The 15,913-nt window shown below is 45.8% G+C and carries 11 protein-coding genes; 9 read left to right on the top strand and 2 right to left on the bottom strand.

What is annotated here, in order from left to right; all coding sequences use genetic code 11:
* The first annotated feature begins 26 nt into the window (after nt 1-26).
* The 5 genes from MUK70_RS16090 to MUK70_RS16110 all read left to right on the top strand — a co-directional run bounded on the left by MUK70_RS16090 (nt 27) and on the right by MUK70_RS16110 (nt 9,095).
* The gene (locus tag MUK70_RS16090) at nt 27-1,124 is read left to right on the top strand and encodes an efflux RND transporter periplasmic adaptor subunit (protein ID WP_234653718.1); all 1,098 of its coding nucleotides are present in this window, start codon (nt 27-29) and stop codon (nt 1,122-1,124) included.
* Nucleotides 1,125-1,163: 39 nt separating this feature from the next.
* Entirely contained in the window at nt 1,164-4,262 is a 3,099-nt protein-coding gene (locus MUK70_RS16095; protein WP_234653720.1) for an efflux RND transporter permease subunit, read from the top strand.
* 42 nt (nt 4,263-4,304) lie between these two features.
* Entirely contained in the window at nt 4,305-5,633 is a 1,329-nt protein-coding gene (locus MUK70_RS16100) for a TolC family protein (RefSeq protein ID WP_234606192.1), read from the top strand.
* A gap of 168 nt (nt 5,634-5,801) precedes the next feature.
* Nucleotides 5,802-8,207: a TonB-dependent receptor gene (locus MUK70_RS16105; protein WP_234653722.1), complete on the top strand. Its 2,406-nt coding sequence runs from the start codon at nt 5,802-5,804 to the stop codon at nt 8,205-8,207.
* A 48-nt stretch (nt 8,208-8,255) separates the two neighbouring features.
* Nucleotides 8,256-9,095, top strand: a complete 840-nt coding sequence (locus tag MUK70_RS16110; RefSeq protein WP_234653724.1) for a CvfB family protein — start codon at nt 8,256-8,258, stop codon at nt 9,093-9,095.
* A gap of 39 nt (nt 9,096-9,134) precedes the next feature.
* Here the strand turns inward: MUK70_RS16110 and MUK70_RS16115 are convergent, their stop codons facing one another.
* Both MUK70_RS16115 and MUK70_RS16120 read right to left on the bottom strand, forming a co-directional pair.
* Entirely contained in the window at nt 9,135-10,457 is a 1,323-nt protein-coding gene (locus tag MUK70_RS16115) for an amidohydrolase family protein (protein WP_234653726.1), read from the bottom strand.
* Between the two features lie 24 nt (nt 10,458-10,481).
* Entirely contained in the window at nt 10,482-13,508 is a 3,027-nt protein-coding gene (locus MUK70_RS16120; RefSeq protein ID WP_234653728.1) for an amidohydrolase family protein, read from the bottom strand.
* A gap of 171 nt (nt 13,509-13,679) precedes the next feature.
* Here MUK70_RS16120 and MUK70_RS16125 point away from each other — a divergent pair, with 171 nt between their 5' ends.
* The 4 genes from MUK70_RS16125 to MUK70_RS16140 all read left to right on the top strand — a co-directional run bounded on the left by MUK70_RS16125 (nt 13,680) and on the right by MUK70_RS16140 (nt 15,892).
* Entirely contained in the window at nt 13,680-13,967 is a 288-nt protein-coding gene (locus tag MUK70_RS16125; RefSeq protein ID WP_234653730.1) for a hypothetical protein, read from the top strand.
* A gap of 114 nt (nt 13,968-14,081) precedes the next feature.
* The gene (locus tag MUK70_RS16130) at nt 14,082-14,720 is read left to right on the top strand and encodes a SatD family protein (RefSeq protein WP_234653732.1); all 639 of its coding nucleotides are present in this window, start codon (nt 14,082-14,084) and stop codon (nt 14,718-14,720) included.
* Nucleotides 14,717-15,460: a DUF3307 domain-containing protein gene (locus tag MUK70_RS16135; RefSeq protein ID WP_234653733.1), complete on the top strand. Its 744-nt coding sequence runs from the start codon at nt 14,717-14,719 to the stop codon at nt 15,458-15,460. Before MUK70_RS16130 ends, MUK70_RS16135 begins: the two co-directional genes overlap by 4 nt.
* Before the next feature lie 66 nt (nt 15,461-15,526).
* On the top strand, nt 15,527-15,892 hold the full coding sequence (locus MUK70_RS16140; protein WP_234653735.1) for a DUF4890 domain-containing protein: 366 nt from the start codon (nt 15,527-15,529) through the stop codon (nt 15,890-15,892).
* Nucleotides 15,893-15,913: the final 21 nt, after the last annotated feature.

Raw genomic sequence — 15,913 nt, forward strand, 5'->3', positions numbered from 1 at the left:
CCATAAGCCCCGGAATTATCATTTTTATGAATTCAAACACAAAGTCTGTATTTTCGAACATACCGAATCTGAATAAAACCCTCTTCTTTGTAATTATTTCGGGTACGCTCCTCTCATCCATTTCCTGTAAAGAAAAAAAAGACACCTTTCAACAAAAAGGCGGTGGTGGCCCTACGATCGTGGACGTCATCGTTGTTAAATCTGAACAAGTTAGTGATAAAGTCGAGGTCAACGGAACGATTGTTGCTAACGAGTTTGCCGAGCTCCGGCCGGAGGTTAGCGGCCTGCTTACTTATTTAAATGTGCCTGAGGGACAGTCGGTTTCAAAAGGAACTGTGATAGCAAAGATCAACAATGCAGATTTACAGGCCCAGTTGAACAGAACAAAAGTGCAGCTTGAACTGGCCGAAACGACTGAAAAGCGGCTGAAACAACTTGTAGCAGTAAACGGAATTAATCAGGCGGATTACGATCTGGCTGTAAATCAGGTGAATACATTGAAAGCGGATATGGCTTACACGCAAGCTTTAATTGATAAAACCATCGTTCGTGCGCCTTTCTCAGGGGTTATCGGTTTGAGAAAAGTAAGTGAGGGTTCATTTGTTACGCCAACAAGTATCATCGCTACCATGCAGCAACTGTCTAACCTGAGAATTGATTTCACGATTCCTGAAACATATCAGAAATATGTGCAGAAAGGCCGGAATGTTGAAGTGCTTCTGGACCAGAATTCCCGAAAAAGGGAAACTGCCCGTATTATTGCACTGGAGCCTCAGGTTAACCAATCGACAAGGAACATCACAGTAAGAGCTGTCCTGAATTCAGGGTCAACCAGTCCGGGTTCTTTTGCCAAGGTATATTTGAATGCAAGTACAAACAAAAATAGCATCCTGATCCCTACCAACTGCATTATTCCGGAAGCTATGGGCAAGAAGGCAGTTACTGTCAAAGGTGGTAAGGCTGTATTTGTGGATATCCAAACCGGCGACAGACGGGAAGATGTAGTCGAAGTCACGAGCGGCCTGAATATTGGGGATACGGTGGTTGTTTCGGGCGTGTTATTTGCTCGTCCTGATGCTCCTGTGAAAGTGAGAAGCGTAAAAAGCTTGAATGTTGCGAAGTAATTGCGGCCGTAAAACGACTATTCCCTTTGAACCTGACCTATGAACATTTCTGAATTATCCCTGAAACGGCCCGTTTTAGCCGTAGTCATGAACCTGCTCATCATCCTGTTTGGTGTGGTGGGTTATAATTTCCTCTCACTCCGTGACTATCCCGCCATTGACCCGCCGGTTGTCAACGTCCGCACGAGCTACACCGGCGCAAATGCCGATATCATTGAAAGCCAGATTACCGAACCGCTTGAAAAAAGCATCAATGGTATTCCGGGGATTAAAAGTATCAGCTCTTCGAGTCAGATCGGTGCGAGTAATATTACCGTCGAATTTAATCTGGAAGCGGATCTTGAAGGCGCGGCTAACGATGTTCGTGATAAAGTAAGCCAGGCACAGCGTAATCTTCCCCAGGATGTGGATGCGCCGCCTGTGGTAAGCAAAGCCGATGCAAATAGTGATTTTATCCTGCTCCTGGCCGTTCAAAGCCCATCCAAAGGTCTACTGGAATTGAGTGAATATGCAGAGAATGTGTTGCAGCAAAGTCTCCAAACCATTGATGGCGTAAGTGCCATTAATATTTTCGGGCAAAAGCGCTACGCCATGCGCATTTGGCTCGATCCTGATAAAATGAGCGCTTATGGCATTTCTTTTAATGATATTTCAACAACATTAAGTTCTGAAAACGTTGAATTGCCTGCCGGAAAAATCTACGGCGATAACACGGAGCTCACCATCAGGACAATGGGCAGGCTTACCAGTGAGAAAGAATTCAGTGATCTGGTAATCAGGAACGACACTGCGGGGATCGTACGCCTTGCCAATGTTGCGAAAGTTGAGCTAGGTCCTGAAAATGAGGAGCAAAGCTGGAAATACAATGGCATGTATGCCGTTGGACTTGCGGTAATTCCCCAACCCGGCGCCAATTATGTGGAGATTTCGGATGAGTTTAACAAAAGGCTCGCGGAGATCCAAAAATCAAACAAATCGGACATTACATTCAATGTACTGCTGGACAACACGCGATTGGTTCGCCAATCTATCCTTGAAGTTGAAGAAACACTTTTAATTGCGTTTTCGCTGGTTGTGATCGTGATCCTGTTCTTTTTCAGGAGCTTCGTCGTTGCCATCCGGCCGCTGATCGACATTCCGATTTCGCTCGTGGCGACATTCTTTATCATGTATTTGTTCGGGTTTTCAATTAATATCTTAACCCTTCTTGGCATTGTGCTGGCAACCGGACTTGTAGTCGACGATGGCATCGTTGTCACGGAAAACATATTCCGAAAGCTTGAAAGTGGTCTTCCGATACGGCAGGCTGCATTGGAAGGAAGCCGTGAGATCTTTTTTGCAGTAATTTCTACTTCACTTACCCTTGCGGTCGTGTTCCTTCCGGTCATTTTCCTCGAAGGCTTTGTGGGAAGCCTATTCAGGGAATTTGGTATCGTTGTTGCCTCGGCGGTTTTGATTTCAGCATTTGTTTCGCTTACGATCACACCGGTGCTAAACGTGTTTTTGAATCGTAAGGGAGCAGGCCACGGATGGTTTTATAACAAAACGGAGCCATTCTTTACAGGCATGGAAGACGGTTATAACCGCTCGTTGCGTGGTTTTATGAAAGCACGCTGGATTGCCTGGGTGCTGGTTGCAGCTTGTGGTGTCCTTATTTATTTCACTTACACCAATTTACAAAGCGAGCTTGCACCCATGGAGGACAGGAACAGCATTCGTTTCAACCTATCTGCACCAGAGGGCACAAGTTTCGATCAGATGCAGCAGGTTTCCGATCAGCTTTCCAATTTCCTAAACGACTCCATCCCGGAAAAAGCATTTACATTTTCTGCTACGCCCGGCTTTGGCGGTGGCGGTGTAAACAGCGGCACGGCGCGCATTGGTCTGGTGCCCGCTGGTGAGCGCAAAAAAAGCCAGAATGACCTGGCCCAGGAGATCAATAAGAAATTGTCTCGATTTAATGATGCCCGGATTTTCGCAACACAAGAACAAACCATCGCCGTTGGCCAGGGTTCAAGAGGCGGGTTACCAGTTCAGTTTGTTCTTCAAAACCTCGATTTTAACAAGATTTTTGAAGTTTTACCAAAATTCCTCGAAGAAGCCCGCCAAGACCCGACATTCCAGAATGTGGATGTTAACCTGAAATTCAACAAACCTGAAATCCGGCTCACCATTGACCGGTTGAAGGCCAGAGATCTTGGTTTATCAACGACTGATGTGGCTGCCGCGATCCAATCCGCATTCAGTGGACGCCGGCTTGCCTATTTTATCATGAACGGTCAGCAGTATCAGGTGATCGGACAAGTGGAGCGCACGGAACGGAATAAGCCTGCGGATATTTCCAAATTGTATGTCCGTAACAACCGTGGAGAAAATATTCCATTGACGTCCGTTGTGCAGATGAAAGAAGAAAGCGGGCCGCCGACGATTTATCACTACAACCGTTATAAGAGTGCAACCGTATCTGCATCATTAGTAGAGGGAAAAACGATTGGGGATGGCGTTGCTGCTATGCGAAGGATTGCGGCGAAGTTGCTGGACGAATCATTCCAGACGTCCCTGACCGGTTCGTCGCGTGACTTCGAAGAAAGCTCTTCCAACACCAGCTTTGCCTTCGGATTGGCATTACTCCTCGTATATCTGGTTCTTGCAGGACAATTTGAAAGCTTTACCGATCCTTTTATAATCATGATCACCGTGCCCCTTGCATTGGCTGGTGCATTGTTAAGCCTCTATCTTTTTGAATTGACGATCAATATTTTCTCCCAGATCGGTATGATTATGCTTATCGGGCTTGTGACCAAGAACGGGATTTTGATCGTGGAGTTTGCAAACCAGAAACGGGAACAGGGCATGGGACGAACAGCCGCCGCGGTGGAATCTGCAACGCAACGGTTAAGGCCCATTCTTATGACCAGCCTTGCAACTGCATTTGGTGCATTGCCTATCGCGCTTAGCCTTGGTGCAGCCGCTACAAGCCGGGTTCCATTAGGTGTTGTTATTGTAGGGGGATTGATGTTCTCGCTAATCCTGACATTGTTCGTGATCCCGGCAGTCTACACATTCATTTCACCAAAAAATCATAAAATGACCGAGGAACAGAAAATGGCAGAAGAACTTACTGCTCAACACCAATAGCCGTTCTTTCTGTAATATTTATAAATCAACTAATGTCTTTGCATGAACCCGCTCCTGATTTTGAAATGTAAAACGAATCTTTTATTAATGCTTTTGCTGGTCGGTAGCAGCGCGTTTTCCATGCAGGCGGACAGCCTGACGATCACATTGGAGGACGCAATAGCGACGGCTTTGAAAAACAACTACGAAATAGAAATAGCCAAAAATAATGTTGAAGCCAATACGCTGCTCAACAATTACGGCGTTGCCGGCGGTTTACCACTCGTGACAGCCGCCGCTACAAACACGGAGCAGATTACACAGATCAATCAAAAACTAACCGACGGAACGGAAATCAGCCGGAACGCGGCAGCGGGTAACAACACCCAGGCAAGTTTGAACGTCGGGATTCTGTTGTACAATGGTAAAAGAGTTGTTTCTACGAAAAAGCGATTAGCGGAACTTCAAAATCAAAGTGCCGAATTGCTCAACTCCCAGATCCAGAACACCATTGCGCTGGTTATGACGAGCTATTATGATGTGGTTCGCCAATTAAGCTATTTAAATACGGTAAGGACCTCGATACAAGCTTCCGAAAAACGGCTGGAAATCTTGAAAGTGCGCAAAGAAGCCGGTATGGCCAATAATGCGGATCTATTTCAGGCACAAATTGATTTGAATACATTAAACCAGACTTTCCTCGACCAGCAAATGGTTGCCCAGGTCGCTAAAACTGAGCTTTTACGTATCCTAACCCTTGATCCCAAGGCTGCGGTCACCATTAAGGACACCATTATGGTGGACAACAATGTGAAACTGGAAACGATCCTGGACCGCATTACCGTAAATGCAGACGTTAAGGCGGCAGATCACCAAATCCGCATTAACGAGCTGATTGTTCGGGAAACGGCGGCATTGAGATATCCTACTGTGCGATTTAATACGGCTTTCAATTATTCAAGAAACCAAAATGCAGCCGGTTTTACATTGCTCAACCGGGCGGTTGGCCCTAATGCAGGCATTTCGCTGGCGGTCCCGATTTACAATGGTTCGGCATTCAAAAGGCAGCACCAAGTAGCAGAGATCAACACAGAAAGCGCTAAGTTACAGCGGAGTTCGATTGTGAGAGATTATAATGCGGGCGCCGTAAAAATGTTCCAAACCTATTTGAGCTCGCTGCAACAGCTCGAAACGCAAAAACTGAACTACAGCCTGAGCAAGCAATTATTGGATCTTACTTTGCAGCGCTTTGAACTCATCCAGGCCACGATCATTGATGTGCGGGAAGCGCAACGCAGCTTTGAAGATGCCGGTTACCGCATGATCAACCTGAATTATGCAGCGAAGGCGGCGGAAATTGAGCTTAAAAGACTCAGCAATACATTGCAATAAAAAAGCATTCCAATTTGGAGTAAAGGGCTGGCTATCAAATAGTCAGCCCTTTATTTTTGATTCGTTGCTGGCATAGGTTTTTGTTATCTTGATCATTGAAATTAAAAACACATTAAACCTTTCACCCACTTCCCCATCTAACAAACTTACTTCCTTCAACTTAACATCATGAGAGATTTTCGTCTGTGCTTCCTGCTACTGCTTTTGATCAATTTTCAGAGTAATGCTCAGGAGGAGCCTGCGGAAACATTTATGGTCAAGGGGAAATTGGAGGATGGCGATAAGAATCCGGTTTTGTTTGCCAATGTTGCCCTTTATTCCGTCAAGGATTCTACTTTAACGGGCGGGATCGCATCTGATGACAAAGGCATTTTTGAATTCCCTGCTGCACCGGGAAATTATTTTCTCAAAATCACGTATCTCACTTTGGATGAGAAGATTGTCCCCAATGTGAATGTGGCAGGCCAGCATGTGGACCTCGGAATAATTTCACTCAAATCTAATTCGAAAGTCCTGGAAGAAGTGCTTGTCCGTGGCGAAAAAAGCCAGATGGAGTTGCAGCTCGATAAACGTGTTTTTAATGTCGGAAAAGACCTGAGTAACATCGGCAGCAATGCTTCCGATATTTTGAACAATATGCCTTCGGTAACCGTGGATGTGGAAGGAAATGTTGCATTAAGAGGCAGCCAGAATGTGCGAATCCTGATCGATGGGAAGCAATCGGGAATGATTGGCCTTAATCCGGCAGAAGCATTACGGCAGATTCCCGGCGATCTGATCGAAAGCATTGAAATTATCACAAATCCCTCGTCTCGTTATGACGCCGAAGGTGAAGTGGGAATTCTGAACATTGTGATGAAGAAAAATATCCGTTACGGACTCAACGGTTCGTTCACGGCAACCGGCGGTTATCCAGCCAATTTCGGCGGCTCATTTAATCTGAATTACCGCCGTAAAAAAGTGAATCTGATCGCCAATTACGGATTAATGTATCGCGAAGGGCCGGGAAGAGGTAATTCCCGCCAGGAATATAACAGCGTTGATACGAGCTTTGTATATGAGCAAAGATCGGCCCGAACGCGTTCGGGAACATCTAACAACTTCATGGTTGGGCTGGACTATTTTCTGAATAATTTCAACACCGTTACGGCGACGGTCTCCTATCGTAAGTCGAAGAATAATAACAAATCGCAGTTGGATTACATGGATTATGACTTCAATAATGTACTAACCCGAACGGTCACAAGAACGGAGAGAGAAACCGAGCCAAGAACCAACCTTGAAGCGGCATTGAATTACGAGAAGAAGTTTGACAAAAAAGGCCAGAGCCTGACATTCAATTCCAAATACATTATCAGCGACGAAACGGAATCTTCGCGCTATCGGGAGTTTTCAAATCTGGATCCGGCTGGCATTATGCAACGCGCATTTAACACGGAGGACGAAAAAACTTTTCTTGCGCAACTCGATTACATTCAGCCCATTGGAAAAGATGGAAAAATAGAAGCTGGACTGAAAACCTCAATCAGGTTACTGGACAACGATTTTTCGGTGCATCAGCAGGATGAGCAGATGAACTGGATTATTTTGAATCAATACGATAACCGGTTTGCTTATGATGAAAAGATACATGCAGGTTACGTAATGGCCAGCAACCAGTTTGGAAAAGTATTCGTGCAGGCCGGGCTGAGGGGCGAATATTCGGACATTACGACCGAGCTCAAAAAGACAAATGAGCGCAATCACCGGGGTTATTTCAATTTATTCCCAAGCGTGCACATGTCTTACAAGCTTAAAGACATGCAAACAGTGCAGCTGAGTTACAGTTACCGCCTCAGCCGCCCTGATTTCAGGGATCTTCTACCCTTTTCAAATTTCAGCGATTCCAGGGTTTTCAGGGCTGGTAATCCGCTCCTTAACCCCGAATTCACACATTCTTTTGAAACCGGTCACTTGCTGAATATGCCCAAAGGATCATTGCTATCCAGCATTTATTATCGCCACAGGCTCGGCGTTGTGGAGAACATTACTTCGGTGGATTCCACGGGTTTTACCACAGTCACGCCCGTTAACCTTTCAACCGGAGATTCTTATGGTTTTGAATTTAACCTTACCTACGACCCAGCGCCGTGGTGGAAACTGACTGGTAATGCCAACATATTCCGCGCGATCAATGAGGGCTTTTACAATGACAAGGTTTTGAAAAGTGACACCTATTCCTGGACAAGCCGCCTGTCCTCGCGGGTTACGTTGTTCAAAAGTGTTGATTTCCAATCATCATTCAATTATCGTGCGCCCAGAAAAACGACGCAGGGCCGGGACCTGGCCATGTATTTTATAGATCTGGGTTTTTCAAAAGACATCCTGAAAGGCAAGGCAACCGTCACAGCCAGTGTGCGTGACTTGCTCAATTCTCAAAAAAGACGCAGCATTGTGGAAAATGCAGGTTACTATTCACGCTCGGAATTCCAATGGCGGGCGAGACAATTCCTGGTCACATTCGCCTACCGCCTGAACCGCTCAAAGGAAAAGGAAAGAATGGATAACAAAGGCGGCGACAACGAGGAAGACTGATTCTACGGCTGAAAACGTTACATTTGCGCAAACTTTGTACGATATCGAATGCTTTTTATAGGAAAATACAATTACCTCACCATCGAGCGCCTTACGAGCGTAGGCATGTTTCTAAGCGACGTGGAAGGCGAGGAAGTGCTGCTGCCAAATCAATATCTTACCGATGAAATGCAGGTCGGCGATAACATTAAAGTATTCGTTTATCTGGATTCCGAAGATAGGCCGGTGGCGACGACTGAGACCCCAAAAATCGTTCGCAACGAATTCGCATTTCTGGAAGTGACGGATGTTACTGAGCATGGCGCTTTCATGGACTGGGGATTGATTAAAGACCTTTTCGTGCCGTTCAGAGAGCAGAGCACACCTATGCAAGAGGGAGAACGGCATGTGGTTTTCCTTTATCTCGATCAAAAATCGTCACGCCTGATCGCTTCCACCAAAATCGATCGCTTCCTTGAAAATGAGAGGCTTACCGTTGCCGAGGGCGACGAGGTGGATCTATTGATATTTTCAAAAACCGATCTGGGTTACAATGCCATTGTGAACCAATATCACAAGGGCTTGATTTACGCGAATGAGGTCTTTCGTGAAATCAATGTAGGTGATTCTTTAAAAGGATATGTCAAAAAAATCAGGGAAGAAAATAAGCTTGATTTAAGCCTGCAAAAAACGGGTTATGAAGTGGTTGAACCAACCGCACAGTTTATTTTGGACGAATTAAAAAAAGCGAACGGTTTTCTGAACTTGTCCGATAGCAGCTCTCCGGAGGACATTTACAAGAAATTACAAATCAGCAAGAAAGTCTTTAAAAAGGCGATTGGCGGGCTTTATAAGCAAGGCCTGATCAAAATTGGGGATGATGGAATCAGTTTGATAAGTGAAGATTAAAACAAAAATGCCGGTCGAAAGCCGGCATTTTTGTTAGCATTATTTCTTTCCGTATTTCACTTTATATTTTTCGTACAGGCGCTTTTGCTTATCGTCCAGATTCACTTTGCCGCCTTTGATAAAGGCCATCTGGATCACATTGCCGCGCATATCAAGCATATCGCCGGCGGTGACCAAAAACGATGCGTGCTTTCCCTTTTCCAATGTTCCTACCAATTTGTCGGCACCGATAATTTCCGCGGCATTTTTGGTAACAAACTGCAAAGCTTCTTCCGGCGTCACATCACCAAATCCTGACGAAGTTCCCGCCAGAAATGCAAGGTTACGCGTCCGCCACCATTCGTCGGCATACGTGATAGCCACCTTAACACCCGCTTTATGCAAAATTCCAGGCAATTCGTAAGGCAAATAAACATTCTCATCCACGCGGCCCGGCAAGCGGTGCGTGGGGTTCAGGATCACAGGAATCTGGTTTTCTTTCAGGAAAGAAACCACTTTGTATGACTCGTCTCCTCCCACAATCACCACTTTCTTCACTCCGTTTTCCTTTGCAAAATTAACTGCCTCGATAATGTCCTTTCCATACTCCGCCCGAATGTACAAGTTAGCAGAACCATCGAAAAGCGGCTTCATGGCAGCAAGACGCAGGTTAACAGGGTTTGGCGAGCTCGTTTCTGCATAAGCCTTCGCATCCGAGAATGTGGAGCGGAATACATTAATAATTTGCTGACGGTTCTCGTTTCTCTTCACCGAAACAGTGAAGTCATCATAGTTGAAAGTGCTCGCCAGAAAAGGTGGCCAGCTCAGCCATATCCCGTCATCTTTGGCTAACACGGCATCTTCCCAGTTCCATCCATCTGAATAAAAAACGGAAGAAGAGCCCGAAATAATGCCCCCCTGCGGCACAGCCTGCGACAACAAGATCCCATTGCCGCGCAATGTCGGGATTACTTCCGAATCCGTGTTATAAGCAACCAGCGCCCTTACGTGCGGATTGATCTCCCCCACTTCATTATAATCCAGAGTTGCCCTTACTGAAGCGATTTCCTGCAAACCAACTGTTGTATTAAGTGAAATGATCCCGGGATAAATATGCTTGCCCTTTGCGTCAATCAGTTCCGCACCATTTGCACCCGTAACCGATCCCGAGGCTCCCACTTGCGTTATAATGCCTTCATCAAACGCAATAGCCCCATTTTCAATCACTTGCCCGTTACCGACGTGAATGGTCGCGCCGGTTACCAGAACGAGCTTTGATTGCGCAACGGCTGGCGCCGGATTTTGTGCCTGGCTTGCAGGAATCAGCATACACCAGCTGAACATCAGACTGCTTAGCTGGATAAAGAGTTTATATTTTATCATAACAATAAATTGAAATCTGGATGATTAATGTGCTGTCTCGTGTTCCGTGTGAACGCCAACAATGTCTTCGCAATGCCACATTTTAGGTTGTGAAGCCTGCGGTTTTTGCGTCGGCTTTCCTTCTGCCTTATCACCGAGCATTTTCTGGATCAGCCGCTCACGCTCAACAGCCATTGTTTTTTGCTTTTCTTCATCCTTTTTTCTGTCAAAATATACAGCGCCTTCGATCATGGTAAATTCCGGCCGCGCATAAATCGATAGCGGATGTGCGTTCCAGAGGACCAGATCGGCGTCTTTACCCACTTTTACACTGCCCAGGCGATTATCCACGTGCAGCAACTTTGCAGGATTAAGCGTCACCATTTTCCATGCCTCCTCTTCCGGCACACCTCCATACTCCACCGTTTTGGCAGCTTCCTGATTCAATCTTCGCGCCATTTCCGCGTCGTCTGAGTTAATTGCAACCGTAACGCCTTCGTGATACATTAGTGCTGCATTATATGGAATGGCTTCTTTGACCTCCATTTTGTAAGCCCACCAGTCGCCAAATGTTGAGCCGCCTATGCCGCGCTTCGCCATTTTGTCGGCCAGCTTGTAACCTTCCAGGATGTGGGTAAATGTATTAATCTTAAAATTCAGAGAATCAGCCACGTGCATCAGCATATTAATCTCCGACTGTACATAGGAATGGCAAGTAATGAAGCGCTCGCTCGCCAGGATTTCTGCCAGTGCATCCAGTTCAATGTCGCGTCGCGGTGCGTTTGCAGCTTGTTTTTTGGAATTGGCATTATAGGATTTCCATTGTGCAGCATAATCTTTTGCTCGTAAGAAATGATCAAAAAACACCTGCTCTACGCCCATTCTGGTTTGCGGAAAACGCGTTCTGACAATGTCGCCCCAGTTGGATTGCTTCACATTTTCCCCCAATGCAAATTTGATCGTTTTCACCTCCGGGATCAGCATTTCCGATTGGCTGGCGCCCCATTTAAGCTTAATTAATGCACTCTGCCCGCCTATCGAATTGGCCGAACCGTGCAGCAAATGAGAGGTTGTTACACCACCAGCAAGTTGCCGGTAAATATTCACGTCATCCGGATTGATCACATCATTCATCCGCACTTCCGCAGAACTGGTTTGTCCGCCTTCGTTAATGGTGAACAGCGCAATGTGCGAATGCTCGTCGATAATGCCGCTGGTCAGATGTTTCCCGGTTCCGTCAATCGTTTTAGCTCCCGAAGGCGCGGATAATGCTTTGCCTACTTTCGATATTTTCCCGTTCTGAACCAGGACGTCTGCATTCTGTAAAATGCCTTCTTTCTCATTTGTCCAGATCGTCGCGTTTTTGATCAACACCGTTTCGGCCACAGGCAATGTTTCATTTCCAAAGCCCACAAATGGGTAATAAACCGGCCCGGTTTCCTTCACTTTTGCGGTTGTGGAATCTTTGGTTACCGTAGGCTGATATTTTTCTGAAAGCGTCGCCGACCAGGGAACAACGGACCCGTTTGGCAAAACGCCTTCACCAGACAAGCTTGTTCCGGTTAACCAGCCTGTCAGACGCGTCGTTCCGGTAGTTTTATCAGACTGATAAGTCATCGTAAGCAATTTATCCGAGAGAACGACCTTAGGCGTTATTTTTACTGAATCCTGCACAGTGATCTTGTATTCCGGCTTATCCAATGCACCCGTAATCTGCAATTTGCCCGCTGGTTGATTATTCACGGACAACGCGTAAGTCCCACGCACATCCGACGCATTCATGACCGACAAAACAAATTGCTTTCCCTGAATCCAGTTTTCATAAATCACATTATCCTTTCCAAACAGATCACCGGAAGTAATGATGAAGTTGGCCAGCAGCCCGCTTTTGAGACTTCCAACCTGCCCTTCCGCTTTGATCAGGCTTGCGGGAATGGTCGTTAGTGCTTCCAGCGCTTTTTCTTTTGGAAGGCCATACTCAATGGCCGTTTTTATATTTTTCCAAAAGTCAGCCTTGTTTTTCATACCAGAAACCGTGAATGCAAACGGGATTTCGGCCTTAGCAACCTCTGAGGGGTTCTTGGGGGCCATTTCCCAATGTTTCAGCTGCGCAACACTCACCAGGTCCGCATCCCAGGGATCGGCAACATCGTAGGCTTCGGGAAATTGAAGTGGCAATATTAACGTGGCTTTTGTGGCCTTAATCTCTTTTAAACGCTGATATTCATCGCCGCCGCCCTTGATAATGTATTGTATTCCAAATTCATCACCAACCTTGTCAGCACGCATAATGCTGTATTTATCATTGGTTTCAAAAAATGAGGGAAGTGTTTTGATCTGGTTGAATGCTTCCAGCGAAAGGTTGGTTTCCTTGGCCTTTTCGTTTTTGGCATACCAATCGGCATCGTAATAATTTTGCCTCAGCAACGCTACTACACCCATTGTAGACGATGGATAGGTCTGGGAAGAAGTGCCTTTACTGAACGAAAAATGAGCAGAAGCCTTTCTTTTCAATAATGCTTTGTTGGCAGCTTCATCGGTTAATGTTACTACTGCGCCATTTCCGCGCACGATGCCGTCATGAGGGTGAATCAGCACAGTTCCAAAACCAATTTTACGAAGCTCTTCCGCCTTTTTTGCATCAGGCGTGAACATCAAACTGGCGTCGTTTTCAGGTTGGATGGCCTGGTTCCAGCCGAATGCTCCTTTTTTATTCGATTCCAGCTGCGGCGTTTGCCTGCCGCCCGCGGTGCGTTCCCTTTTCACTTCCGGCATGCCATAGTCCGAATCCAGGTCAATGAGGGAAGGATAAATGTATTTTTCTTTGAGGTCCACCACCACTGTGCCTGCCGGGATTTTTACCTGTTTGCCTACTTCCCGGATGATCCCGTTTTCAATGAACATGGTCCCTTTCAGGATCGTGGTTTTTGAATCGACAACAATGTTTGCGTTCGTAAATGCGTAGCGCCCGGGTCGATCGTCGTAGGCTCCGTTTTGGGGGAAAGTTTCTTGCGCATGCGTGATCACGCTGATCGTAAGACAGGTCAGCAGGGCTGATAATTGTTTAAACATATGTTGTTATCTGATTGCAGTTCGGAATTACAATATACAAGTAAAAACGAAAAATCAGCTTGGAATGGGCATTTTCACTGGAAGTTACAATTACCGCGGAGAATTGTTATGTTGCCTATTTTTTGCATCTTGGTATTACTTTTCTTCATGTTTAATCTAGCCTTTTACAAAATGAATTATAGTCAATTCAAAGAATCACTTTCACAAAGCCTCCCACCAGAAACCGCCTCAGAACCATTGAAAGCCCTTTGGTATGCTGCAAAAGACGATTGGGAAGCAGCACATGACATCGCGCAAAGCAAAGAAGGAACGCCTGTTTATGATCATCTGCATGCTTACCTGCATCGGGTCGAAGGAGACACCTGGAATGCCGGATATTGGTATAAACGAGCTGGAAAACCGGTTTTTAAAGGATCACTGCAAGAAGAATGGGAAGCATTAGTCAAATCTTCGCTGTAAAAAATATAAGGCTTTTACCTTATATTCGATCAATATAAGGTTTTTGACTTATATTTGCCTGATATAAGGTTTTTACCTTATATTTACTCATTATAAGGCTAAAAGCTTATATCAATGAAAAAATATCATGCTGTAATCACCGCTGATATGGTCAATTCAACGTTTTTTACACGAGAAAAGACCACAGAATGGCTTAGTGAAATGATCGATCTACTCCGGAAAAATCCGGCATTCGACTGGGCACTCAAACCCGAAATATACCGGGGCGACAGCTTTCAGGGCGTATTAAAAAACCCTAATGAAGCCATGCACGCCGCCATTCTCGCACGTGCCTCCATGCGCACGCACGCCAAAAACACCGATTTGCGTGTCGCCATCGGCATTGGAAAAACAGAACAGCTTACGGATCGGGCAGGAACCTCGGATGGCGAAGCATTCCGCCTGTCGGGGCACCTGGCCGATAACATCAGGAAGCAGAAAGCACGCATCGGCATCGCATTACCAACTCCTTCCGAACCGTTAAATGCCACATTAGACCTTTTGGAGACGCTTATTGAGAACTGGACCACCTCCCAAAGCGAGGTGATCATGGCCCTGCTACTGAAAAAGAACATTAACCAGATTTCCGAGCAGCTCGGGATCAGCCAGCCTGCCGCCAGCCAGCGCGTTGCCTCCGCAAAATGGTGGGCAATTGAAAATTTTCTCGCTACCTTTCCCAAACATTTATCACTATACACAAAAACAAAATCATGATTGAGTTTCTGCAACTATTACTCGCACACATTTTAGTTGATTTCTACTGGCAACCCACAAAATGGGTCATCGAAAAAAGAGAGAAATCCTTCCGATCCAAATATTTTTACCTCCACATTGCGCTTGTTATCGTAGTTTCCTATGTTCTGCTGGGTTATTGGTCCAACCCCGTTCCTGCACTCGCATTAGGCGCGGCGCACGGTGTTATTGACATTCTTAAAATTGCGTTGGATAAAAAAGGAACGCTTATCTGGTTTGTGGCCGATCAAGCAGCCCATGTGATCAGCATTGCCCTTACAGCGCTTCTCATTACCAGTGCATTACCTGCTGGTCTGGAAGTTTTCAAAACATGGCTGTTTACCACGAAAACGCTCGCCATTTTTACGGGAGCATTGGTTTCACTTTCCCCTATTTCCTTTTTTGTGGGCATCCTCACCAAACCCTGGCGCGAAGAACTTGCCAAGCTCGCACCCAATGCGGACGACAATCTGGCGAATGCCGGACGCTGGATCGGGATGTCGGAAAGGCTGCTGATCTTTGTTTTTGTGCTGGTAAGCCAGTTTTCGGCCATTGGTTTCCTGATCGCTGCCAAATCACTTTTGCGCTATAATGACAAATCTGCCAGCGGCGACATTTCAGCTGCTTATATCAGCAAAAAGTCTGAATACGTGCTTGTGGGCACATTAATGAGCTACACCTGCGCGATCGCGGTGGCATTGGTTGTGAAGACATTGTATTAAAATTTCCATGTGATTAAACCTTGCTGTAACAAATTGCTCTAAGGTGAGTATCTAAACTTGATAACCATGAAAAAAACAATGCTGGCCATGTTAATGGCTCTTTTTAGTATAACAGCTTTTGCCCAACGCCAGGATTCTGATATGACGCCAGAAAAACGCGCAGAAAATCAGACAAAACAAATGACTGAAAAGCTGAACCTTTCGGAAGATCAACAAAAACAAATTTATAATCTAAGCCTGGCAAGAGCCCAGAAAGTAAAGGAATTGAGAGAAGCGCAAACCATCGACCGCGAGCAAATGAGGGCATCAATGGAAACTTTCAACAACGAGGTCGCCAAATTACTGACTGTTGAACAACAGGAAAAATATAAAACCATGCTCGAAGACCGCCGTGGCAATGGAGGCAGCAGAGGCCCGCGGAGGGAGAATTAATTTTGAATGATTGAATGATTG

This window comes from Dyadobacter chenwenxiniae, from assembly GCF_022869785.1.
Lineage (GTDB): Bacteria > Bacteroidota > Bacteroidia > Cytophagales > Spirosomataceae > Dyadobacter > Dyadobacter chenwenxiniae.